Source organism: Streptomyces asiaticus (genome assembly GCF_018138715.1).
Taxonomy (GTDB): domain Bacteria; phylum Actinomycetota; class Actinomycetes; order Streptomycetales; family Streptomycetaceae; genus Streptomyces; species Streptomyces asiaticus.
In genome coordinates this window covers 1,188,488-1,206,928 of record NZ_JAGSHX010000001.1, presented here as the reverse complement: position 1 = coordinate 1,206,928, position 18,441 = coordinate 1,188,488, and the positions used below count along the sequence as shown (strand labels likewise).

Genomic DNA, 18,441 nt, shown 5'->3' with positions numbered 1-18,441 from the left:
AGGCACCCCGACGTCCTCCCGGAGCGTGATCTACCCGTAGTTCCGCGCAGTTAATTGCGTATCCGTGATCCGCCGCCGCCGATAGCTGACTCCCCTGCAGAGAACCTAAGTTCGTAGTACCACCGGACGCGCCGTCGTCCCAAGGCAACATGGTGCCGGAAGGAGGAGCTGGCACGATGCCGCCACATTCTGGGGCGCGGCGCGTGGGTTCACCTTCCTGGTCAACGCCGGGAGAGTTACCCCCATCCGGTGCGGTCACGTCATCCCCTATCCGCCGGTAACGGCGGAGGCCCGACCGCACCGGACGGCCGGTGTTCGGACCGGTCTTGGCGACGGACGGCCGCCAAGGCCGGGCATCTCTTGCATACTTCGATTCCAGGCGCCGGAAGCCGACGCTTGTTCTGGCTGACCGGGGAATCGCAGATCGGCGGGGCCCTATCACTGATGGCGAGTTGGGCTGCCATGCAGCGGGTGGCCGCTCATTGAGCCGGCCATACATAGCAGCATCAAACAGTCACAGCGGGGTGTTGCTGCCGGTGACGGCCCTATGGTGGCTGCCTGGACTGGTCCGGGAGAGTTATAACTACCAGGAGTGGTGCTGATGGGGAATGAGGGGCACAGGGAGCCGTTACCGCGGCGGGTGTTCGCCGATCGGTTGGCTGAGCTGCTGGAGCTGACGGCGGACCTTCCGCTGAAGAGTGCGGTGGCAGAGGCCAACCGGCGTCGGCCTTTCGGCCGGGGCCGACCGATCTCGGGGCGCAGAGTCAGCGACTGGAAGCGCGGGCGGCATCTGCCCGACTCGGAGATGGCGTTCCTCGTTCTGGTCCGGGTGCTGATCGAGCACTGCCGCGGTCGGCGGATGCCTGCTGATGAGGTCAGTGCGGGTCTGCTGGATGAGGAGCAGTGGCGTCACTGGCTGCGGGCCGCCCGCGCCTCCCCGCCCGATCCCGACGTTGAGCCCCGCGCCGGGCAGTCGGCCGAGCAGGACGAGTGGGCCGAGCAGGCCGGGCGGGGCGTGACTGACGGGAGGTGGGCGTCGCAGTGCCCGTATCGGGGGTTGGCGCCGTTCGGGCAGGAGCAGGCGGAGGTCTTCTACGGGCGGGAGAAGTTGACCGCGCAACTGGTGCACACCCTGGCCGACCGGCTGGACCGGCCCGGGGTCATGCTGGTGAGCGGGGCGTCGGGGGCGGGCAAGTCGTCCCTGGTGCGTGCGGGGCTGCTGCCTGCGCTGGCTAACGGGGCGCTCAGTGCGGAGTCGGCGAGGTGGCCGGTTGCGGTGATGCATCCCACCTCGCAGCCTCGCGATGAGCTGGCGCGGGTGCTGGCCAAGGTCGGCAGGCGCGATCCCGGCGCGATCCGTGCGGCGCTGGAGAGCGCTCCGGAGCGGGCGTACACATTGGTGCGGGATGTGGTGGACGCCTACGCTGCCAAGGGGCAGCAGGCTGTGGGCAGTACCGGTAACCGGCTGGTGCTGGTGGTCGACCCGTTCGAGCAGCTGTTCACTCTCCCCGACACCCCTCACCCCAACCCCGGCTCTGGTTTTGGTGTGGCCGGTTCGGTGGAGCGGGAGCGTGCGGACGTGATCGCGGCCCTGCATGCGGCGGCCACGGTGCCGTGTGGTCCGGACGGGGAGCCGGCCGCGTTGGTCATCGCAGTGATCCGCTCCGATTTCCTGCCGGCCTGCGCGGCCTACCCCCAGCTCGCCCAAGCGGCAACCGACGGGCTGTTCCTGGTCGGGCCGATGACCGCGGCGCAGCTGCGGGCGACCATCACCGGACCCGCCGAACGCGCGGGCCTCAAGGTCCCGCCGTCTCTGGTCGACGCCATTCTCGCCGACCTGCCCGCCTCCTCATCCGGCGGCGGGTACGAGGTGGGAGCGCTGCCGCTGTTGTCGGAAGCGATGCGCGTCACCTGGAGGCACCGCGAGGGCGACTGGCTGACCAGCCGCGGCTACGAGCTGTCCGGTGGTGTCGCCCACGCTATCCAGACCAGCGCCGAAGCCGTGTACACCGAACTGACCGAGGCCCAGCAGGCCGCCGCCCGCAAGGTATTCCACCGTCTCACCAAGGTCACCCCTGACGGGCAGGCCGTCCGCCGCCCCATGCCCTACCGGCACGACGACCCCGCCTCCGAGGACCACGCCGTGCGGGATGTGGTGGAGGCCTTCGCCGCTCAACGCCTGATCGTGATCGGCGAGAACACCGCACAACTCCCCCTCCAACGCCGCCTCACCGGCCACAAGGGCGACGTGGGAGCGGTGGCGTTCAGCCCCGACGGGCACACCCTGGCCACCGGCAGCGACGACGGCACCGTGCGGCTGTGGGACCCCGCAACCGGCCGCACCCGAAGGGCCCTCACCAGCCACAACGGCGCCGTGAGAGCGGTGGCGTTCAACCCCGACGGGCACACCCTCGCTACCAGCAGCGCGGATCGCACCGTGCGGCTGTGGGACCCCGCAACCGGCCGCACCCGAAGGGCCCTCACCAGCCACAACGGCGCCGTGAGAGCGGTGGCGTTCAACCCCGACGGGCACACCCTCGCTACCAGCAGCGCGGATCGCACCGTGCGGCTGTGGGACCCCGCAACCGGCCGCACCCGAAGGATCCTCACCGGCCACAACGGCGCCGTGAGAGCGGTGGCGTTCAACCCCGACGGACGCACCCTGGCCACCGCCGACGAAAACGGCACGGTACGGTTGTGGGATTCCGCAACCGGCCGCACCCAAAGAACCCTCACCAGCCACAACGGCGCCGTGACCTCGGTGGCGTTCAACCCCGACGGACGCACCCTGGCCACCGCTGGCACAGACGACATCGTACGGTTGTGGGATTCCGCGACCGGCCGCATCCGAAGGATCCTCACCGGCCACAAGGGCGACGTGGAGGCGGTGGCGTTCAGCCCCGACGGACGCACCCTGGCCACCGGCGGCGACGACCGGACGGTACGCCTGTGGGACACCACCGGCCGCACCCGAAGGATCCTCACCGGCCACAAGGGCATCGTGTACTCGGTGGCGTTCAGCCCCGACGGACGCACCCTGGCCACCGGCGGCATTGACGGTACGGTACGGCTGTGGGACCCCGCGACCGGCCGCACCCGAAGGATCCTCACCGACCAGAAGGACGACGTGGGGGCGGTGGCGTTCAGCCCCGACGGACGCACCCTGGCCACCGCCGCCGACGGCGACACGGTACGGCTGTGGGACCCCGCAACCGGCCGCACCCGAAGCATCCTCACCGGCCACAAGGGCGACGTGGTGGCGGTGGCGTTCAGCCCCGACGGACGCACCCTGGCCACTGGCGACGACGACGGCACCGTGCGGCTGTGGGACCCCGCAACCGGCCGCGCCCAAAGGATCCTCACCGGCCACAAGGGCGACGTGTACTCGGTGGCGTTCAGTCCCGACGGCAAGACCCTGGCCACCGCCGGCGGCGACGACACGGTACGGCTGTGGGACCCCGCAACCGGCCGCACCCGAAGGATCCTCACCAGCCACAAGGACAGCGCGTGGTCGGTGGCGTTCAGCCCCGACGGACGCACCCTGGCCACCAGCAGCGCGGATCACACGGTGCGGCTGTGGGATCTCGCAGCCGGCCGCACCCGCGAAACCCTCACCGTCAACGAGAGCGTCACGTCGATGGAATTCAGCCCCACCAAACGCGCCCTGGCCACCGGGGACGAAGGCGGCACGGTACGCCTGTGGGACCCCGCAACCGGCCGCACCCGCACAACCCTCACCGGCCACAAGCTCTACGTGGCGGCGGTGGCCTTCAGTCCCGACGGCAAGACCCTGGCCACTGCCAGCGAAGACGGCACGGTACGCCTGTGGGATGCGAAGTCGCCCGGCCGAGAAGACGCGATCAAGAAGATCTGTCAGGCCGTTGGCCGAGATCTCTCCGCCAAAGAACGGTCCCAGTACCTCGCCGACCGGTCGCGCCGGGCATGCCCCTCCTGAGCCCTGGAGCGTGTGCCCACTACCCGGCCGTCAAGGCAATGCCGCGTAGCTACTTGCTCCTGGAAATAGGGTTTGGCCCGGTGACGCGGCGTGCTGAGGGGTGAGGGCATGCCGGCCTGCCGGTGGCGCGTACGTCACCGGCAGGCGACGGTCATCCGGTGGAGGTTGTCGGCGAAGATTCCGAGTCCGGCCCAGGTCTGCGCACCGGTCAGGGGCGCAAGCGCGGTGGGTCGGGAGGTGAGCTGCGGCCGGCCCGCGACCACAGCCGCCACTGCTCCTCACCCAGCAGGCCCGCGCCGGCCCCGTCAGCGGGCGTCCGCCGGCCGCGGCAGTGCTCGATCAGCACCCGGATCAGAACCAGGAACGCCACTTCCGACCCGGGCAGATGTCGGCCCTGTCAACGGTCTTGGGGATCTCCACGGAGGTGGTCGGTGGATTTCCGGACTGGTGGACAGTTTCCCTCCGGGAGGCCCCGCTTCCCGTCGCTGACCCTGCGCCCGCAGACCGGCCACCTCCGACCGGCGGGCCGACGCCTGCCTGCCTGGGCCACGGCATTTTTCAGCGGCGGATCCGTCGTCAGCTGAAGCAGTTCATCCAACCTGTCGGCGAATATCTGCCGCGGTGCCGGCTCCGCCTCTCCCATGACCACCCCCTGGCGCATCGTTGTCCGGACCGGTCCGGACCGGAAAGCCACTGTAAGGCTACGACCAGGGGTAACACCGCCACAGTGACACAAGCGCTACACGCCGTAACGCAATCGGTGGGTCAATCAACATGCACCACGGCCTGGCCTGCGCGGGGTCGGCCGGGTTCGACCGCCGCACCGCCATGGGCGGCGAAAATGCCACATCCTGCCATCGCGGCCGCACCAGTCACCGAGAGAATCGTCATGCATGCGTTTCCGCACCCGTCGCTGCTGATCGCCCTGGCCGATACGCTCGTTGCCCTGGCGGACATTGGCCGCCGGACGAAGGATGGCATTCCCTGACAAACCGTCGCGCGGCGCCTCACTGCCGGGGGGACGCTCCGGCGGTCGCCACGACGGCCGTTCCTGTGAGGTGTTGATCCCGTCGGGGCCGTGCGGGTCGTGCGACCCGCCGGCCACTCCTCCCGCATGGGACGTGCTGCGTGGGACACCGCAGTCAGTTCCGGTGATTGCCGCGCCGCATTCACCTTCAGCTGAGTATCACCGCCATCCCTTGCCTGCCCGGGTTCAGAACCCGGGCGGGCAACGTGGGTGGCGCCACCTTGACGGCAGCCCCCATAGGTGCCTCCGGACTTGAAGGGAAGGCTTCTCGATGCACTTACCGTTAGACTCGCGGCAGCAACAGCGGCCTCTCTGGGAGGCGGATCTCTGCTGCTGTCGCTACGCCGCCGTGCACGTATACCTCGCCCCATGTGTGACCGGCCGAGTGCAGGCGCACCGGGTGACTTCGTGTGTGTGTGAACAGTTGCTGCAACGATTGCTGTCCGGGGGACTCTTCGTCGGGTCCCCTCACCCGGGTTGTCTGCGGCCCCAGTTGACGGCCGGTATCGCGGGGCCGGCTCCCGAGAGGGTTCGGGCTGCATGCGAGCTGCCCATGTGCCCGCTGAAGCAGCCCCGCACAGACCTGTATATCCAGCGGCTGGGGCGCCCCGGCTGCAGGGAAGCCTTCACTCAGCTCACACTCCGGCCGGAAACGCCCCCGGCCGGAGAAATCGCGAACCACCTCCGCTCCTGCTCAGCCTGCGTGCGCCTGCGCGATGATGTGACCCCGGCTCGACGAGCTACTCGCGGCACAACTGGTCGTACGGCTGCTGGGACGGTGGACCGGAGGGCACTACCTCCATGCCAAGGCCGCCCCCAGACCCTGGGCTGTGCGCCACTCCTGGCAACACCGCTGGGCCGGACCCGGGCCGATGCACCCGCAGAGCGTTCGTACACTCGCCGGGCCCCGGCGCCGGTCGGGGTAGATGACCATGGGGCGTGAGCACGAGTGGAATACGGTGTTGCGTGAGCCGCTGGCGGTGGGGCAGGCCCCGGTGCTGGTGCTCGTCGAGGGAGAGGCGGGGACGGGCAAGAGCCGTTTCGTGCACTGGCTGCTCGGGGACCACAAGCTCGGCCGGACGCCTCGCCTGACGGTGACGTTCACCCCTTCGGGCGCCTTCGTCGCCCAGGAGCCCGCCAAACCGGCAGGGACCGCGTCGGTGGTGAAAGTGGCCGGGGCCCGTCCGGCAAGCCCACAGTCCCAAGGCCCGGTGCCGCCGCGGGCGGCCCGGCTCGAGGCTGCCTCGCTCGCGGAGCTGGTGGCCTCGCTCGGCACCGGTGTTCCGGTACTGCTGATTGCCGAGGACGTTCACCGGGCGGACGAGCAGGATGCACGCGCACTGCGCGCTGTGCTGGCCCAGCCTCCGGCCGGACTTTTCGCTGTGCTGACCTGTCGCCCCGAAGAACTGTCCTGCCCCGGGCTGGTGTTGCGTGCCCCGGTGGGTTACCCGGCCGGTTTGACCATTATCCGGTTACGGCTCGGACCGCTCAGCAAGACCGAGGTCCGCCAGATGGCGGTTCAGGCGCTGGGCGAGGACCGCTGCTCCGAGCATTTCGTCACCCGGCTTCATGAGCGCTCCGGCGGAATCGCGCAGGTGGTGGCTGATCTGGCCGCGGAACTGACGATGGTCCGCCCGCTGCCGGGCGGCACAGCCCAGTCAGGCAGCCGGAGCCGGTTGACGGCCAGGGACGTGGACGAGGCCGCGGTCCCGGTACGGCTCACCGAGCTGGTGGTCGGCCGCATGGCGGCACTGGATGAGCAGCCGCGGCGTGTAGTGGAGGCGGCGGCAGTACTCGACCAGGCCGCGACCGAGAAAGAACTGGTCTTCGTGGCGGCCCTGTCGGAGGCAAGTGGCCGTACGGCGCTGACAGCTGCGCTGTCCGCGTCGGTGCTGCACGAATTCGCGCTCGGTCAGTACGGGTTTCGTGTACCGGCGGCAGCCGCGGCTATCCATCAACTGATACCCGGCCCGGTACGGCGGGAGATGCACGAACGCGCGGCCGAGGCGCTGGCGGCCCGGCGCCCGGTGCCGTGGGCGCTCGTGGCACGCCAGCAACTGGCGTCCGGGCGGATCGCAGACTGGCTGGGGAACATGGAGAAGGCCGCGCACGAGGCCATCGAGGCCGGGAACCACCAGCTGGCGATCTCCTTGCTCGAAGACACCCTGGCACGCCCTGTAGTCCATGAGTCGACCAGGGGTCGGCTGGCGCTGATGCTGGCTCGCAGCGCATCCCACGGCCCCCGCTCCGACCAGACGGTGGAGATCCTGCGCCGACTGGTCGATGACCCTGCGCTGCCCGCCGCCGCGCGGGGCGAGATCCGCCTCGGTCTCGGTTTGCTGTTGCTCCTGGGCGACCAGGATGGGCACAGCAGCCACGGCCGTGACGAACTCGTCAAAGCCATCGAGGAGTTGAGTGGCCGCCCGACGCGGGCGGTGCGGGCGATGTCCGCTCTTGCCCTGCCCTACTGGCCTCGTGGTTCGCTGACGGACCATCTCGCCTGGCTGGCACGGGCCGAGGCGACAGCGGCGAAAAGCGGGGAGGCGGCGGCTGAGGCCGCGGTCGCGGCCAGCCGGGCGGCCGTGCTGCTCAGCGTGGGTGATCCAGATGGGTGGCGGCACCTGGAGCAGCTCCCCCGGGACCACGATGACCTGCGGATTCTACGGCAATCGGCTCGTGGTCTGGCCGGCGCCGCCATCGCGGCCACCTGGCTGGGCGAGTATGCGCGAGCCAGCGAGCTGCTGGCCTCGGCACCGAAGCTGGCCGCCCGCAACGGGCAAGGCTGCGTCCAACAGATGACTCCAGGCACGTCACTGCTGCTGAGCATGATGACCGGCCACTGGGCGGGTCTGCCCGACAGCGCCCGCACACTGCTGGCACAGGCGGATGAGATGCCGCACCCTGCGGGCGACGCCAGACTGGTCCTCGGCCTGCTCGCCCTGGCCAAGGGCGAGTGGTGCCAGGCGGGCACCTGGCTCTCCGGTGCCAGCGTCTCGGGAGACGACGGCACCGTACCGCGAGTAGCGGCGGCCTCGGGCGGCCGCATCAGGCTCGCGATGGCCCGCCAGGACCTGACAGGCGCGGCCCGGGAGGCAACCGAGAGCTGGGCCAGACTGCGGGCCAAGGCCGTGTGGGTATGGGCGGCCGAACTGGCCCCCTGGGCTGTGGAAGCAACCATGCAGACCGGGCAGCTGACGACGGCACGGGAGATGGTCAACGAGTTCGCGGCAGGCATCGAGAGCCGACAGGCACCCGCAGCGGCAGCGGCACTGATGTGGTGCCGAGCGCTACTGGCCGAGGCGGACGGCGAACACTGCGCAGCAGCCGAGCACTACCGACAAGCCCGCACTCACCTCCAAACGCTCCCGCGGCCCTACGAGGCGGCCCTCGCCGCCGAGGCCATCGGACGGTGCACCCTGGCAGGCAGCACGGAGACCGCAGCCGGCATCTCCGAACTGACCACTGCCGCGGACGAACTGGAAACCATCGGCGCGACGTGGGACGTGGCCCGAGTACGGGCGCAGCTACGAGCCCATCCCAGCGCCAGACGACGCCCACCAGGCCGTCCCGGCTACGGTGACCGGCTCTCGCCACGCGAACAAGAGGCGGCAGAACTCGCCGGCGCCGGTATGAGCAACCGCGAAATAGCGTGCACCCTGCACCTGTCCCCACGGACAGTCGAACAGCATGTGGCCCGCGCCATCAAAAAGCTGGGGATCCCCTCCCGGCAAGCCCTGGCCTCGTTGAGACACAACGACCAGCCGGAGAACTGAGTACACGACAGGCCCAGGGACCAGACTGTCTACACGGAACCAGACGGCCCCGACGACCAGGAGGGCAGCAGGCAGATCGCTTACGGCAGCTAGTGCCGTGCCCGCACAGACACCTCAGGCGCTTAACTGTCAAGCGGCAACCGCGAGTTCGGAGAGGAAGGCCGTGTTTCCGTCGAACAGCTGGCGCTTTTGGAGACAGTGATAGAGCTGGCCCAACATGCGGTTGAAAAGGCTACCGGGATCCCGCACCTTCAGGAGCAGCCCTCGCCACCGGCCTCGGACAGCGGCCCTTCGCTCGCTCCTCGATCCCGCTGTCCACGGCGCGCGCCGCGGGCGCGGACCTGGCGGCGAAGACCGGCTGCGGCCCTGGGGGCAGGTCGGTATTGGTGGTGTACCAGGGAGGCGTGCTCGCGGCGGTCGGCGGCGTTGGCGGTGGCCGTGACGCGGCCCGTGTGGTTGCTGTGTCCGTTGCGCCCACCGCGTTCCGTCCTCCTGCCCGACCCGGCGCGATGGCAGGACCGGGCCGGGCTGGCTCCCTGGACGATCAGGGCAATGGGTGGTCGCGGCGCTGCAGCCAGCGGCGGCCGAGGAGGGCGACGGCGAGGTGGGCGGCCAGGCCGGCCGCGGCGACGGCAAGGCCGACCTCGGTGCCGAGCCACAGGTGGATGCCGAGCCCGTCCGCGATGACGGGCAGGGCGGCGATCCGCAGGGCGCGGATGCCGGCGGGCGGGCGGCTCACGAGGCGCGCCCCGGCGCGGCGGGCCTGCGGGCGGTAACGTAGCGGATCCACGGTCGCAGGTCGCCGACCGCCATATCCGTGAATCCGGCATCCCGGACGAGGGTCTCCAGCCGGTCGATCGGGTTGTTCTCCATGGCCGGGCCGGTGGCGGCCCCGACGAGGTGGCGGCCGATCCGGCTCTTCGGAGGCCGGAAGTCGGCGACCATCAGCCGCCCGCCGCGTCGGCAGACCCGGTACATCTCGGCCAGCGCCTGCGGCCGGGCGGGGGGCGGGCGGGCGGGCGGGCGGGCGGGCGGGCGGGCGGGCAGATGGTGGACCATCAGGCTGCTGACCACCACGTCGAACGACGCGTCCGGCGCCTCCAGCTGCTCGGCGATGCCGCGTTCGAAGGTGCAGCCGGGCCGGTCGGCGGCGAGTCGGCGGGCGTGCTCGATGACCTGGTCGGACGGGTCGATGCCCAGGGGGGTCCCGCCCGGTGTGACGGCGGCGGTCATGCGCTGAGTGAGACAGCCGGTGCCGCAAGGTCGAGCACCCGGTCGCCCGGGGCGGGCACCGCTGAGCGCTGCGAGCCGGGTGAAGACCTGGTCGCGGCGGCCGCCGAAGGCGACGGCGCTGAACAGTTCGTAGCTGCGGCCGTGGCCGATGGCCGTCCCGTCGGTGTCGTGTTGGGGATCTCCGCGCAGAAAGCGTCCGAGCGCCGTCTTCGCTCCTAACTCGCCGAGCGCGGCTACCAGCGCGGCAAGGTCTCGGAGGTGGCCGCGCGCGTCGGGGTCACCGAGCCGGTGGTCTTCCAGAACTTCAAGTCCAAGGCCGCGCTGTTCGCCACCGTGGTGGAGCAGGCGGCCGAGCGGATGTGCGCCCAACTGGCCGGTGCCGCCGCCTCGGGCATCTCGGTCTCCGTCCTGCTCACCGGGCTCACCTCGCCCGCTCACCTTGACCAGTTGCACGCTCAGGGTTCGCTCGGCGTGCTGTTCGCCGACTCGGTCGCAGCCACCGCCGAACCGGCCGTCGCCGAGGCGGGCCGGGTGGCGGTGCGTCGTATCGCCCAGGAGCTGGCCGACCTGTTTCAGCAGGGCCAGGCAGCCGGAGAACTCCGCGCGAGCGTCGATGCCGATGCCGCCGCCTGGCTGCTGATCTCCCTGATCTCCGCCAGGCCGCTCCGGCTCGCCGCGCTGCCCAGTGACGCCCGCGAACGCCTCGAACGCGAACTCGCCGCCATGGCTACCGGGCTGCTCACTCCGCCCGAAGGCTAGGAACGTATCTCGGTAACGGGCAAGCGGTCGTTGTCCGTGACCGATGGGATCGAGGGCGTCGGTGGACATGGCCCCCAGCACTCTTCGAGCCTTGATCCGTACCTCGGTCTCGATGACGCGCCCAGGGGCCGGCAACAGCGTGGGCCGTCTGCCAGTGGACGACCGGGCCGCCCTCCGCGGGATCGTCTACGTGCTGTGCAAGGGAGTGAGCTGGGCCGATGTTGGTCCGAGGATCGCTGCCTTCCGGGCACCGTCGCCTTCACCGTGCACAACTCGATCGCGACCTCCGCATCGCCCGCCACCACCGCCGTGGGCTGTGACCCAGCGCGGTGCGCGCCACTTCGGCCCGCGGTGATCTACGGGAGGGCGCCCGTGCTTTGTGCTCCGCCGCGTCAGCGAGCGAACACCTCCACTTCGGCCAGCGACAGAGGCGTGTTGTTCGCTTCCAGTTGGACACGCACGTAGCGACCGCGGCCGTTGAGGCTCACGACGCGCATGTCCCCGGCGGGCCCGTCGATGCGGACCGCGGTCGCCCCCGGGGCGGTGCTGGACTCGGTCAGGTCCCCTGAGGTGAACCCAGTGTCGGATGCCATCACCCAGAAGTTGTTCAGGCGCTCGCTGCAGCACGGGTCGGTCCGGTTCCACAGCCAGACCTGTCCGATATCGGTCGAGGAACCCAGGTCGACCTGCCACCACGCTTCCGTCGCGTCATTGGTGTGCGTGATGGTCCCGGACGACCAGGCACCGTCGGTGTTGCCGTCGACCGCGCGCTCGGGCACCCCGCCGAAGGCGGTCGAGTGCTGCTTCACCGGCTTGCCCGCGGCGAGGTTCCTACCGGGCCTGACGATGTCCCACGAGATGGCCCCGGACGTGACGTCCTCAACGGTCAGCTTCCGGTCGGCGGCGAGCGTGAGGACCAGGTCCGGCCCGGTCCTCGTGAGCTTGCTCAGGTCCAGGAGCAGGTCTCCCTTGTCGTCCTTGATGAACGGCACGGCCCGTTCGTCGGCGAGCGTGGCGACACTCTTCACCGTGGCCTTCAGGGCCGGCAGCCGCAGCGGGAACGGGTGCGTGTCTCCCGTGATGTGCAGGTAGATCGTCCTGTCACGGTAGGTCGCCCCGCCGATGTTACTGGGGTGGTACGGTCCGCCGCGGGTCCCGATGATCGCGCGCTTGTACGTGGCCATCCACCGGCCGACCTCGCCCAGGGTCTGGGTGACCTCGTCCTCCGGGTAACCGGTCCGCGTCGGCGGCACATTGAGGAGCAGGGTGCCGTCTCCGACAGCCGTCGCGACGATGGTCTTGACCACGGTCGTGACGTCTGACGTGTCGTGGTCGGGCTGCCAGGACCAATCCGGCGGCGTGATCGTGATGCAGGATTCCCACGGCCGAGTCGGATCGAACGCACCGACCTGCTGCTCGGGTGTGAAATAGTCCCCGGCCAGGTCGTCCGGCAGTGGTTCGAAGCCCATGGTGTTGTAGCCGCGGTCGTTGATCAGGACGCCCGGTTGCAGCTCCCTTGGGACCGTGAGGAGCTCTGGCGGGCGGAAGTGCGCCATGGGCGCGTAGGGGATGTGGTCGTACCAGAGGAAGTCGATCTTCCCGTACTCGGTGAGCAGCTGCTGGAGGTGCTCCATCATGTAGCCGTAATAGGTGCCGTAGTCGCCCTTGACGTAGTCGGGCTGGGTCCAGTCGCGGGGCGAGTAGTAGAAGCCGACCTTGAGCCCGGCGTCTCTCGCAGCCTTGGAGATCTCGCGGGTGAGGTCCCGGCCCGATCGTCCCATCGACGTGTCGGCGTAGTCGGCGTAGAAGGAGTGGGTGACGTTGCTCGTGCGGAAGTTGGGGTATCCGTCGTGGTGCTTGGTCGTGAAGACCAGGTAGGTCATGCCGGCGTCCTTGGCCGTGGCGGCAAGCCTGCTCGCCCAGTCCCGCTCGGGCAGGAAATCGCGGTAGGCGACGTCGTACACCGGATCGGACACCACCGACGGGTCCGGGTACTGATTCCCCGGGGGCTCACCGGGCCGGTAGGCGTTGCGGCCCCAGCCGATCTCCCGGCCGACCACGGAGGACGGGTTGAAGTGCACGAACATGCCGAACCGAAGCGAGGCGAGGATAGTACCGACGGCCTCCGGGTCCGACCCGTCTGCGGGGGGCTTCTCAGCCTGACCGCCGCTCAACGCCCACACCCGGGAACCGGTCGCGACGATGACGGGCGCACGGCGGCCATACCCGCGAGCAGTCGGCGATGGCCGACCCGCGTGGATCCGCGCTCGTCTGATCTTGTACGGCGCGGCTCTGCTGCTGACATGGGATCGTCCTCTCGACGTGAGTGCGGGTTGCCTGATCGTTTCGACCGGGCCGACGGCGCCGTCGACACAGACCTACTCGGCCTGGTCGTGCACCGAAAAAGCCGAACGGAGGAGCACCTGTGATGACGGGGCGTCAGCCGACGAGCCGGGCGTCGGCAGGTTGATCCACGCCTTCCGCGGCAGTTTCGGCGGGGACCCGCGCTGCCGTCGTGCGCGGATGCGGGCGTGTGCCAGCCGATGCCCGAGTGCCGGGGGCAGCCCGTGCCGCGCAGCCGTGCCGCCCGCTGCGCGGCCCCGTCGCGGCCCCGTTTGAGGAGGGCGAGGGCTTCGGCGAGGATCAACGCGTCCGCGATGCAGCGGTAGTCGACCTGGTCGGCCAGCCACTCGGGCTCGGCGTCGGTGAGGAACCGCCACAGCGGCTTGTCCGCCCGTTTGGCTGCCAGCCGGCCAGCTCGGATCGGCCTTCCCCTGGGTGTTGATGGTGTCGACGCCCTCCTGGATCGCCGTCGGCCGCGGCGAGTTCCAGTTGCCGAAGTTGTATCCCGCGGACCCCGGTCCTCCTGTCCACAGCGTCTTCTCGTTGAACTGCAGCTTCTCCTCGCCCACTCCCCCGGAGACCATGGCGCCCATGGCTCCATTGCCGATCGGCAGCGCTTCCTGCTCCCAGTCGGCGGCCGGTTTGGCGTACCACGGTGTGTTGGGGTCGGCGGCCGCGACCGCGGTTTTGCTGTCAGGCCGAGCTGGGGCCGCGCTCGAGGCTGGGGGGGATGCCCAGCGCCCCCATGACCGCGAGGGGAGTTGACAAGCCCCCACCCCAGCGTTCCGCGTCTTCTACGTCTTCTGCTCATCGCACGTATGTCTCCTCTGCTCGCAGGACCCGAGTCGCCCCGCCGAGGGGCGGGACGACTCGGCTTGCGCTCCCCCGGTGAGGTCCTTCCGCGTCAGTTCGGGTTGAGCTGCTGCTGCGGCACGACCTGCTGGTCCTGGCCGGGGCCGGACCAGAGCAGCTTCATGTGGGCTTCGCCGGTCTGCTCGACATACTCGATCTTGATGGCGTGGTGGCGGCCCGAGGTCAGGTCCACCTGGGCCTGGTCAACCTGCACGTTGTGCGGCTGCCAGTTGTCGATGACCAACTTGCCGTCGATCCAGACCCGTACGTTGTCGTCCGAGACGGTGCTGAGGGTGTAGGTCTCAGTGCGCCGCGGTTCGAGGGTGCCACTCCAGCGGACGCTGAAACCGTCTGCCGGAACGTCCGCATGCGGAGACCCGGTGAACTTCCACGAGTGGTTGACCGTCGGGTCCGTACGCGTGAGCTTCGGCTCGCCCGACAGATCCGGGTTGTCGAAGACCTCCTGCTTCAAGCCGGTGCCGCTGCTTGGCGACGCCGTGGCTCCGGGGTCGACGGTCAGCTCGATGACGGTGGCCATCTCATTGGTGGCCGCGCCGGAAGGCTGGATGTCGTAGCCATCACCGGACTTGGTGACAGACACCGCCTGGCCGGAGCCCAGCACGCGGACCTGCTTCACGGCGAAGCCGGTCCGGGTGGTCAGGTGCAGTGTGCCGCCCGACTGGGGCCACTGGGTGACGGCCGCGTACAGCTTGTCGCCCTTGCGGCTGACCGTGCCCCACTGCGGCTGCTCGACCAGCCCACCGTAGCCGGCACCGTAGACGGCTTCGCCCTGGCCCGCGGTGCGCAGCCAGTCACCCATCTCACCCAGGCGCTGGAGGGAGGGGCCGGGAATACGCCCGCGGGCGTCGGGGCCGACGTTGAGCAGGTAGTTGCCACTCCGTGACGACGTGGCCAGCAGGTTGCGCACCAGGTCGCTGCTCGACTTCCAGTTGTCGTCGTACCGGGCGTATCCCCAGTGGTCGTTGAGGGTCCCGCAGGACTCCCACAGCTGACCTGCGACCGGTGCTTCCGGAATCTCCCGCTCTGGGGTGCTGAAATCGCCGTCGGTCACCCGAAGCTTCCCGACCCGGTTGTTCACGACCAGATCAGGCTTCAGGCCTTGCAGATACGCCTCCAAGCGCTCACCGTCCCCTGCCCTCCAAGGCTCTTCCGCTTCCCCGTCGAACCACAGCAGCGCCGGATCGTAGGTGCTCACCAGCTCCTTGAGCTGGGCGTACATGCGCTTCTCGTACGCAGGGAAGGTGGCCCGGTCCGGGTAGTCCGGGTCGTGCCAGTCTTTGATCGAGTAGTAGAGGCCGAGCTTGATCCCCGAGTCGTCGGCGGCCTTCTTCAGCTCGGCGATGATGTCTCGGTTCTTGTCGAAGGCCGAGTGGTCGCGCAGGTTCCACGAGTTGGTCTTTGTCGGCCACATCGCGTAGCCGTCGTGGTGCTTGGCCGTGATGACGATGTACCGCATCCCCGCGTCCTTGGCCGCGGCGACGACGGCCTTGGCATCGAAGTCGGCGGGGTTGAACGTCGCGGCCTGCTTCTCGTACTCCTCCATCGGTATGCCGCAGTTCCGCACGATCCATTCGGCGTCGCGGCAGACGGTGCCGTCGGGACGGGTGTACTCGCCTTCAAGGTTGGAGTAGGCGCCGAAGTGGATGAACATGCCGAAACGGCCCTGCCGGAACCAACTCGTTCGATCCGCCGTGAACGGATCATCGACAGCGAAATCCGTGCCAGGGCCGGCCGCGCGTGGGGCCGACGCGACGGCAGCTTGCGCGGCGGTGGGCTGCGCGGCGGTCAAGGCTCCGGCGGCGAGCGCGGCGGCAACCAGCAGGGGCAGCGCGGTAGCTCTTCGTGCGGTGCGGACGTGGAGGGTGTGCATCGCGGCTCCTCATTCATCGGATGGCTGGAACGTAGAAGCAGATACATCGGAGGTACATCGGCCTCACACTACGAATCACGCATCAATTGCCTCCCCAGATAGGGCGGCATGACGCGAGGCGGAGGAGGTGTCTCAGCATTGATCCGATGTATAGCGGGACTGACTCAAGACGAGAGCATGTAGGTCCCACCGGCCGTCGTGGTGAAGGTGTAGCGGTCGTTGTTCTGGCTCGTGCCGACCGCTGCTCCGGCCGCATCGGTGACCTTCATGGTCCGGCCGGGCCATGGATTCAGTACGGTCACGGGCCCGCCCACGTTGTCCGCGGTCAGCGAGACGTCGGACACATTGGTGCCGTCGTAGTCAGCGGTGACCAGGAAGCCGCCCTGGGCGCGGAGGCGGCTGAAGTGCGCCTTCTGGCCTGCGGGGTAGTTGGGGAACAGACGTATGGTGCCGTTGGTCGACTGCAGCAGCATCGCGTTGATCGCGTCGGTCGCGGCCACCGACTCAAGGCCGCCGCCTTCCTGTTCCACGCTGAGGTTGGCCCGCATCTTCGAGGCGATGAGCGACTTCAGGCGCGCTTGGAGCGACGCGGCCGGATAGCCGACGCGTGCCGCCACCCCGTAGCTCTTGGCGAGGTTGTTCCCCTGCGCCCAGGAGTTCATCGCGTCGAGCGTGTCGATCGCCGCCTGGCGCCGGGCAGCCGAAGAGTCCAGGTCCAGTTGGTCGAAGGGATGGATGAACTCCAGGTTGCAGATGGTCCTTCCGACCATCGCCGAGAAGTCGGTGTTGGTGTAGTCCCGGTTGTAGACCGTCTTGCCGTTGTAGACCACGGTCGGGAAGTCCGGCAGGCCGGCCAGGATGTCCTTCCACTTCACCCGGTCCGAGTCGTCGACTCCGAGCTGCTCACTGAACTTGACAGCATGGGTGAGGACATACCGGATCGCGGCGAGCCCCAGTGCGTCGTCCTTGGCCCAGTCGCCCTCGAAGGCGGCACCCATGGAGTGGTACTTGCCATCGGCCTCCCTCGGACCGAGGTAGTCCTCCCAGAACTCTGCCAGCTGCCGCAGATACGGATACAGGGCGTCCTTGAGGAACGTGGCGTCCGGCGCGTACTCGTACGTGGACACCAGGGTGACGGAGGCGTACGTCGCGTTGGTCGGCTGATTCCAGAAGTACCACTCGCTGCAGGCCCCCTGGGGACCGATCGCGACCGGGTAGAGGTAGCCGCGGGTCGACGCGGGGACGGCGTCCTTGAATTCCTGGCTCACCCCGGAGCCGACGGCGGCCGTCTGGAGGCGTCCGATGTTGGCCGAGCCCTCGGAGCGGTAGTCGAGGACCGCCTGGTTCAGCGGATCCGCCACGTCGGCGCGGTTGCTGGAGAAGGTTCCGTAGTACGGGGCCTGGACGTTGTAGTTGAGGTGGTAGTCGCCGTTCCACTCCGGGTCGTCCCGGGTGACCCACGGCCCCCACAGGCCAGGCCCGGTCGATCCCCGACGCGCGGCGCTGCCGAGCAGGTACTGGGAGCCGTAGTAGTACTGCTCCAGCGTCGGGTCGTAAACACGGACGTAGGACTTGAGCCAGAACTCCTTCCACCAGGCCCGGTGCTTGGTGCCCAGGTCGGCCACCGATGAGGCAGTCAGTGCGTTCACGGTGGCCACGGCGCGGCTGACGTGGTCGGTGACACCGAGGCCGCCTTCGACGGCCGAGACGATGGTGACGGTCTCGCCGGGCTTGAGGGTGAACACGGCGACGGAGGTGCCAGTGGAGTCCGTGCCTGTGCCGGCCGAGGCTCCGATGATCTTGGTGGCGAGCCCCATGCGCGATACCCACTGACCGGACGAGCCGCTCTCGGTGCTCCGCTCCGCCCAGAGCGTGGAGCCCTCGGTGCCGGACTTCGCCGGGTACCTCGAGTCACCGGACTTCGTCCAGGCGTCCAAGGCGAGCCTGACCTCGGTGGAACCGGTCGTGCTGACCTCGGTGACCACGATGTCCGCCGAGTCCGCGACATAGGTACGAGCCGTGATGGGCGCGCTGTTGATGGTCAGCTCGGTGCGGACTTCGGCGTTGAGGATGTCCTGGGTCATGGCGTAGGCCGTGCCGACGTCCGCACCTGAGACCCTGCGCAGCGTGAGCCCGCCCAACGTGATCGGGTGCGCGCCCTGGGCTCCCGGGCTGGTCCAGAAGTCGTTCTTGCCCAGGTACAGCCTGAGGGTGTTGCGGTCCCCGCCGACGACCACGCCGAGCTCCCCGTTGCCCAGCAGAGCCCCATCGGTCATCTTCCTCGCCAAGTGATCGGGGTCGGTCGTCGCGGGCGGCGAGGTCCAGTGGCCGGCGTAGCCGGCCAGCAGGTTGCTGAGCGTGTCCCAGTCGTCGGCTCCACCGTCCGCTGCTTCGGTGCGGCTGACGATCGCTCCGGTGTCGTCGGCGTGGGCGGAGGCCGTTCCCATGGCGCTTGCGAGTGGCGCGACAGTGATCGCGGTGAGCAGGGTCCTGCGCTTCATGACGAGGGTGTCCATTCCTTGAGCCGGTGACGGAGGGCATGCGTCGGGTCCCGGGGCGAGCCAGGTGTGGCGCGCCCTGGGCCTCTTCATTCGTCTGACGGTTCGGG

9 protein-coding genes and 1 pseudogene are annotated in these 18,441 nt (G+C 69.3%); 3 read left to right on the top strand and 7 right to left on the bottom strand.

Annotation, left to right across the window (positions count from 1 at the left end; translation table 11 throughout):
* Window positions 1-601 precede the first annotated feature (601 nt).
* Window positions 602-3,955: an nSTAND1 domain-containing NTPase gene (locus KHP12_RS05170; RefSeq protein WP_211831540.1), complete on the top strand. Its 3,354-nt coding sequence runs from the start codon at window positions 602-604 to the stop codon at window positions 3,953-3,955.
* Between the two features lie 134 nt (window positions 3,956-4,089).
* Here the strand turns inward: KHP12_RS05170 and KHP12_RS05165 are convergent, their stop codons facing one another.
* A complete protein-coding gene (locus tag KHP12_RS05165) occupies window positions 4,090-4,227 on the bottom strand; it encodes a hypothetical protein (RefSeq protein ID WP_167442473.1) in 138 nt (45 codons plus the stop codon).
* A 1,687-nt stretch (window positions 4,228-5,914) separates the two neighbouring features.
* Between KHP12_RS05165 and KHP12_RS05160 the strand changes: the two genes are divergently transcribed.
* Complete coding sequence (locus KHP12_RS05160) at window positions 5,915-8,755, top strand: LuxR C-terminal-related transcriptional regulator (protein WP_211831538.1); 2,841 nt, start codon at window positions 5,915-5,917, stop codon at window positions 8,753-8,755.
* Window positions 8,756-9,299: 544 nt separating this feature from the next.
* Here KHP12_RS05160 and KHP12_RS05155 read toward each other — a convergent pair.
* Together KHP12_RS05155 and KHP12_RS05150 are read right to left on the bottom strand one after the other, a co-directional pair.
* The gene (locus KHP12_RS05155) at window positions 9,300-9,494 is read right to left on the bottom strand and encodes a hypothetical protein (protein WP_143677982.1); all 195 of its coding nucleotides are present in this window, start codon (window positions 9,492-9,494) and stop codon (window positions 9,300-9,302) included.
* Entirely contained in the window at window positions 9,491-10,114 is a 624-nt protein-coding gene (locus KHP12_RS05150) for a class I SAM-dependent methyltransferase (RefSeq protein WP_281429928.1), read from the bottom strand. The genes KHP12_RS05155 and KHP12_RS05150 overlap by 4 nt, the downstream gene beginning before the upstream one ends.
* Window positions 10,115-10,219: 105 nt before the next feature.
* Between KHP12_RS05150 and KHP12_RS05145 the strand changes: the two are divergent.
* A pseudogene (locus tag KHP12_RS05145) lies at window positions 10,220-10,747 on the top strand (TetR/AcrR family transcriptional regulator); the annotation flags it as partial.
* A 392-nt stretch (window positions 10,748-11,139) separates the two neighbouring features.
* Here the strand turns inward: KHP12_RS05145 and KHP12_RS05140 are convergent.
* The 4 genes from KHP12_RS05140 to KHP12_RS05125 form a co-directional block, all read right to left on the bottom strand.
* Window positions 11,140-12,930 (bottom strand): alpha-L-fucosidase, encoded by a 1,791-nt coding sequence (locus KHP12_RS05140; RefSeq protein WP_308036069.1) that lies wholly within the window; start codon window positions 12,928-12,930, stop codon window positions 11,140-11,142.
* Window positions 12,931-13,125: 195 nt separating this feature from the next.
* Complete coding sequence (locus KHP12_RS53235; RefSeq protein WP_372455160.1) at window positions 13,126-13,866, bottom strand: glycoside hydrolase N-terminal domain-containing protein; 741 nt, start codon at window positions 13,864-13,866, stop codon at window positions 13,126-13,128.
* 128 nt (window positions 13,867-13,994) lie between these two features.
* On the bottom strand, window positions 13,995-15,833 hold the full coding sequence (locus KHP12_RS05130; RefSeq protein ID WP_086881604.1) for an alpha-L-fucosidase: 1,839 nt from the start codon (window positions 15,831-15,833) through the stop codon (window positions 13,995-13,997).
* A 164-nt stretch (window positions 15,834-15,997) separates the two neighbouring features.
* Complete coding sequence (locus KHP12_RS05125; protein ID WP_211831536.1) at window positions 15,998-18,334, bottom strand: glycosyl hydrolase family 95 catalytic domain-containing protein; 2,337 nt, start codon at window positions 18,332-18,334, stop codon at window positions 15,998-16,000.
* Window positions 18,335-18,441 lie beyond the last annotated feature (107 nt).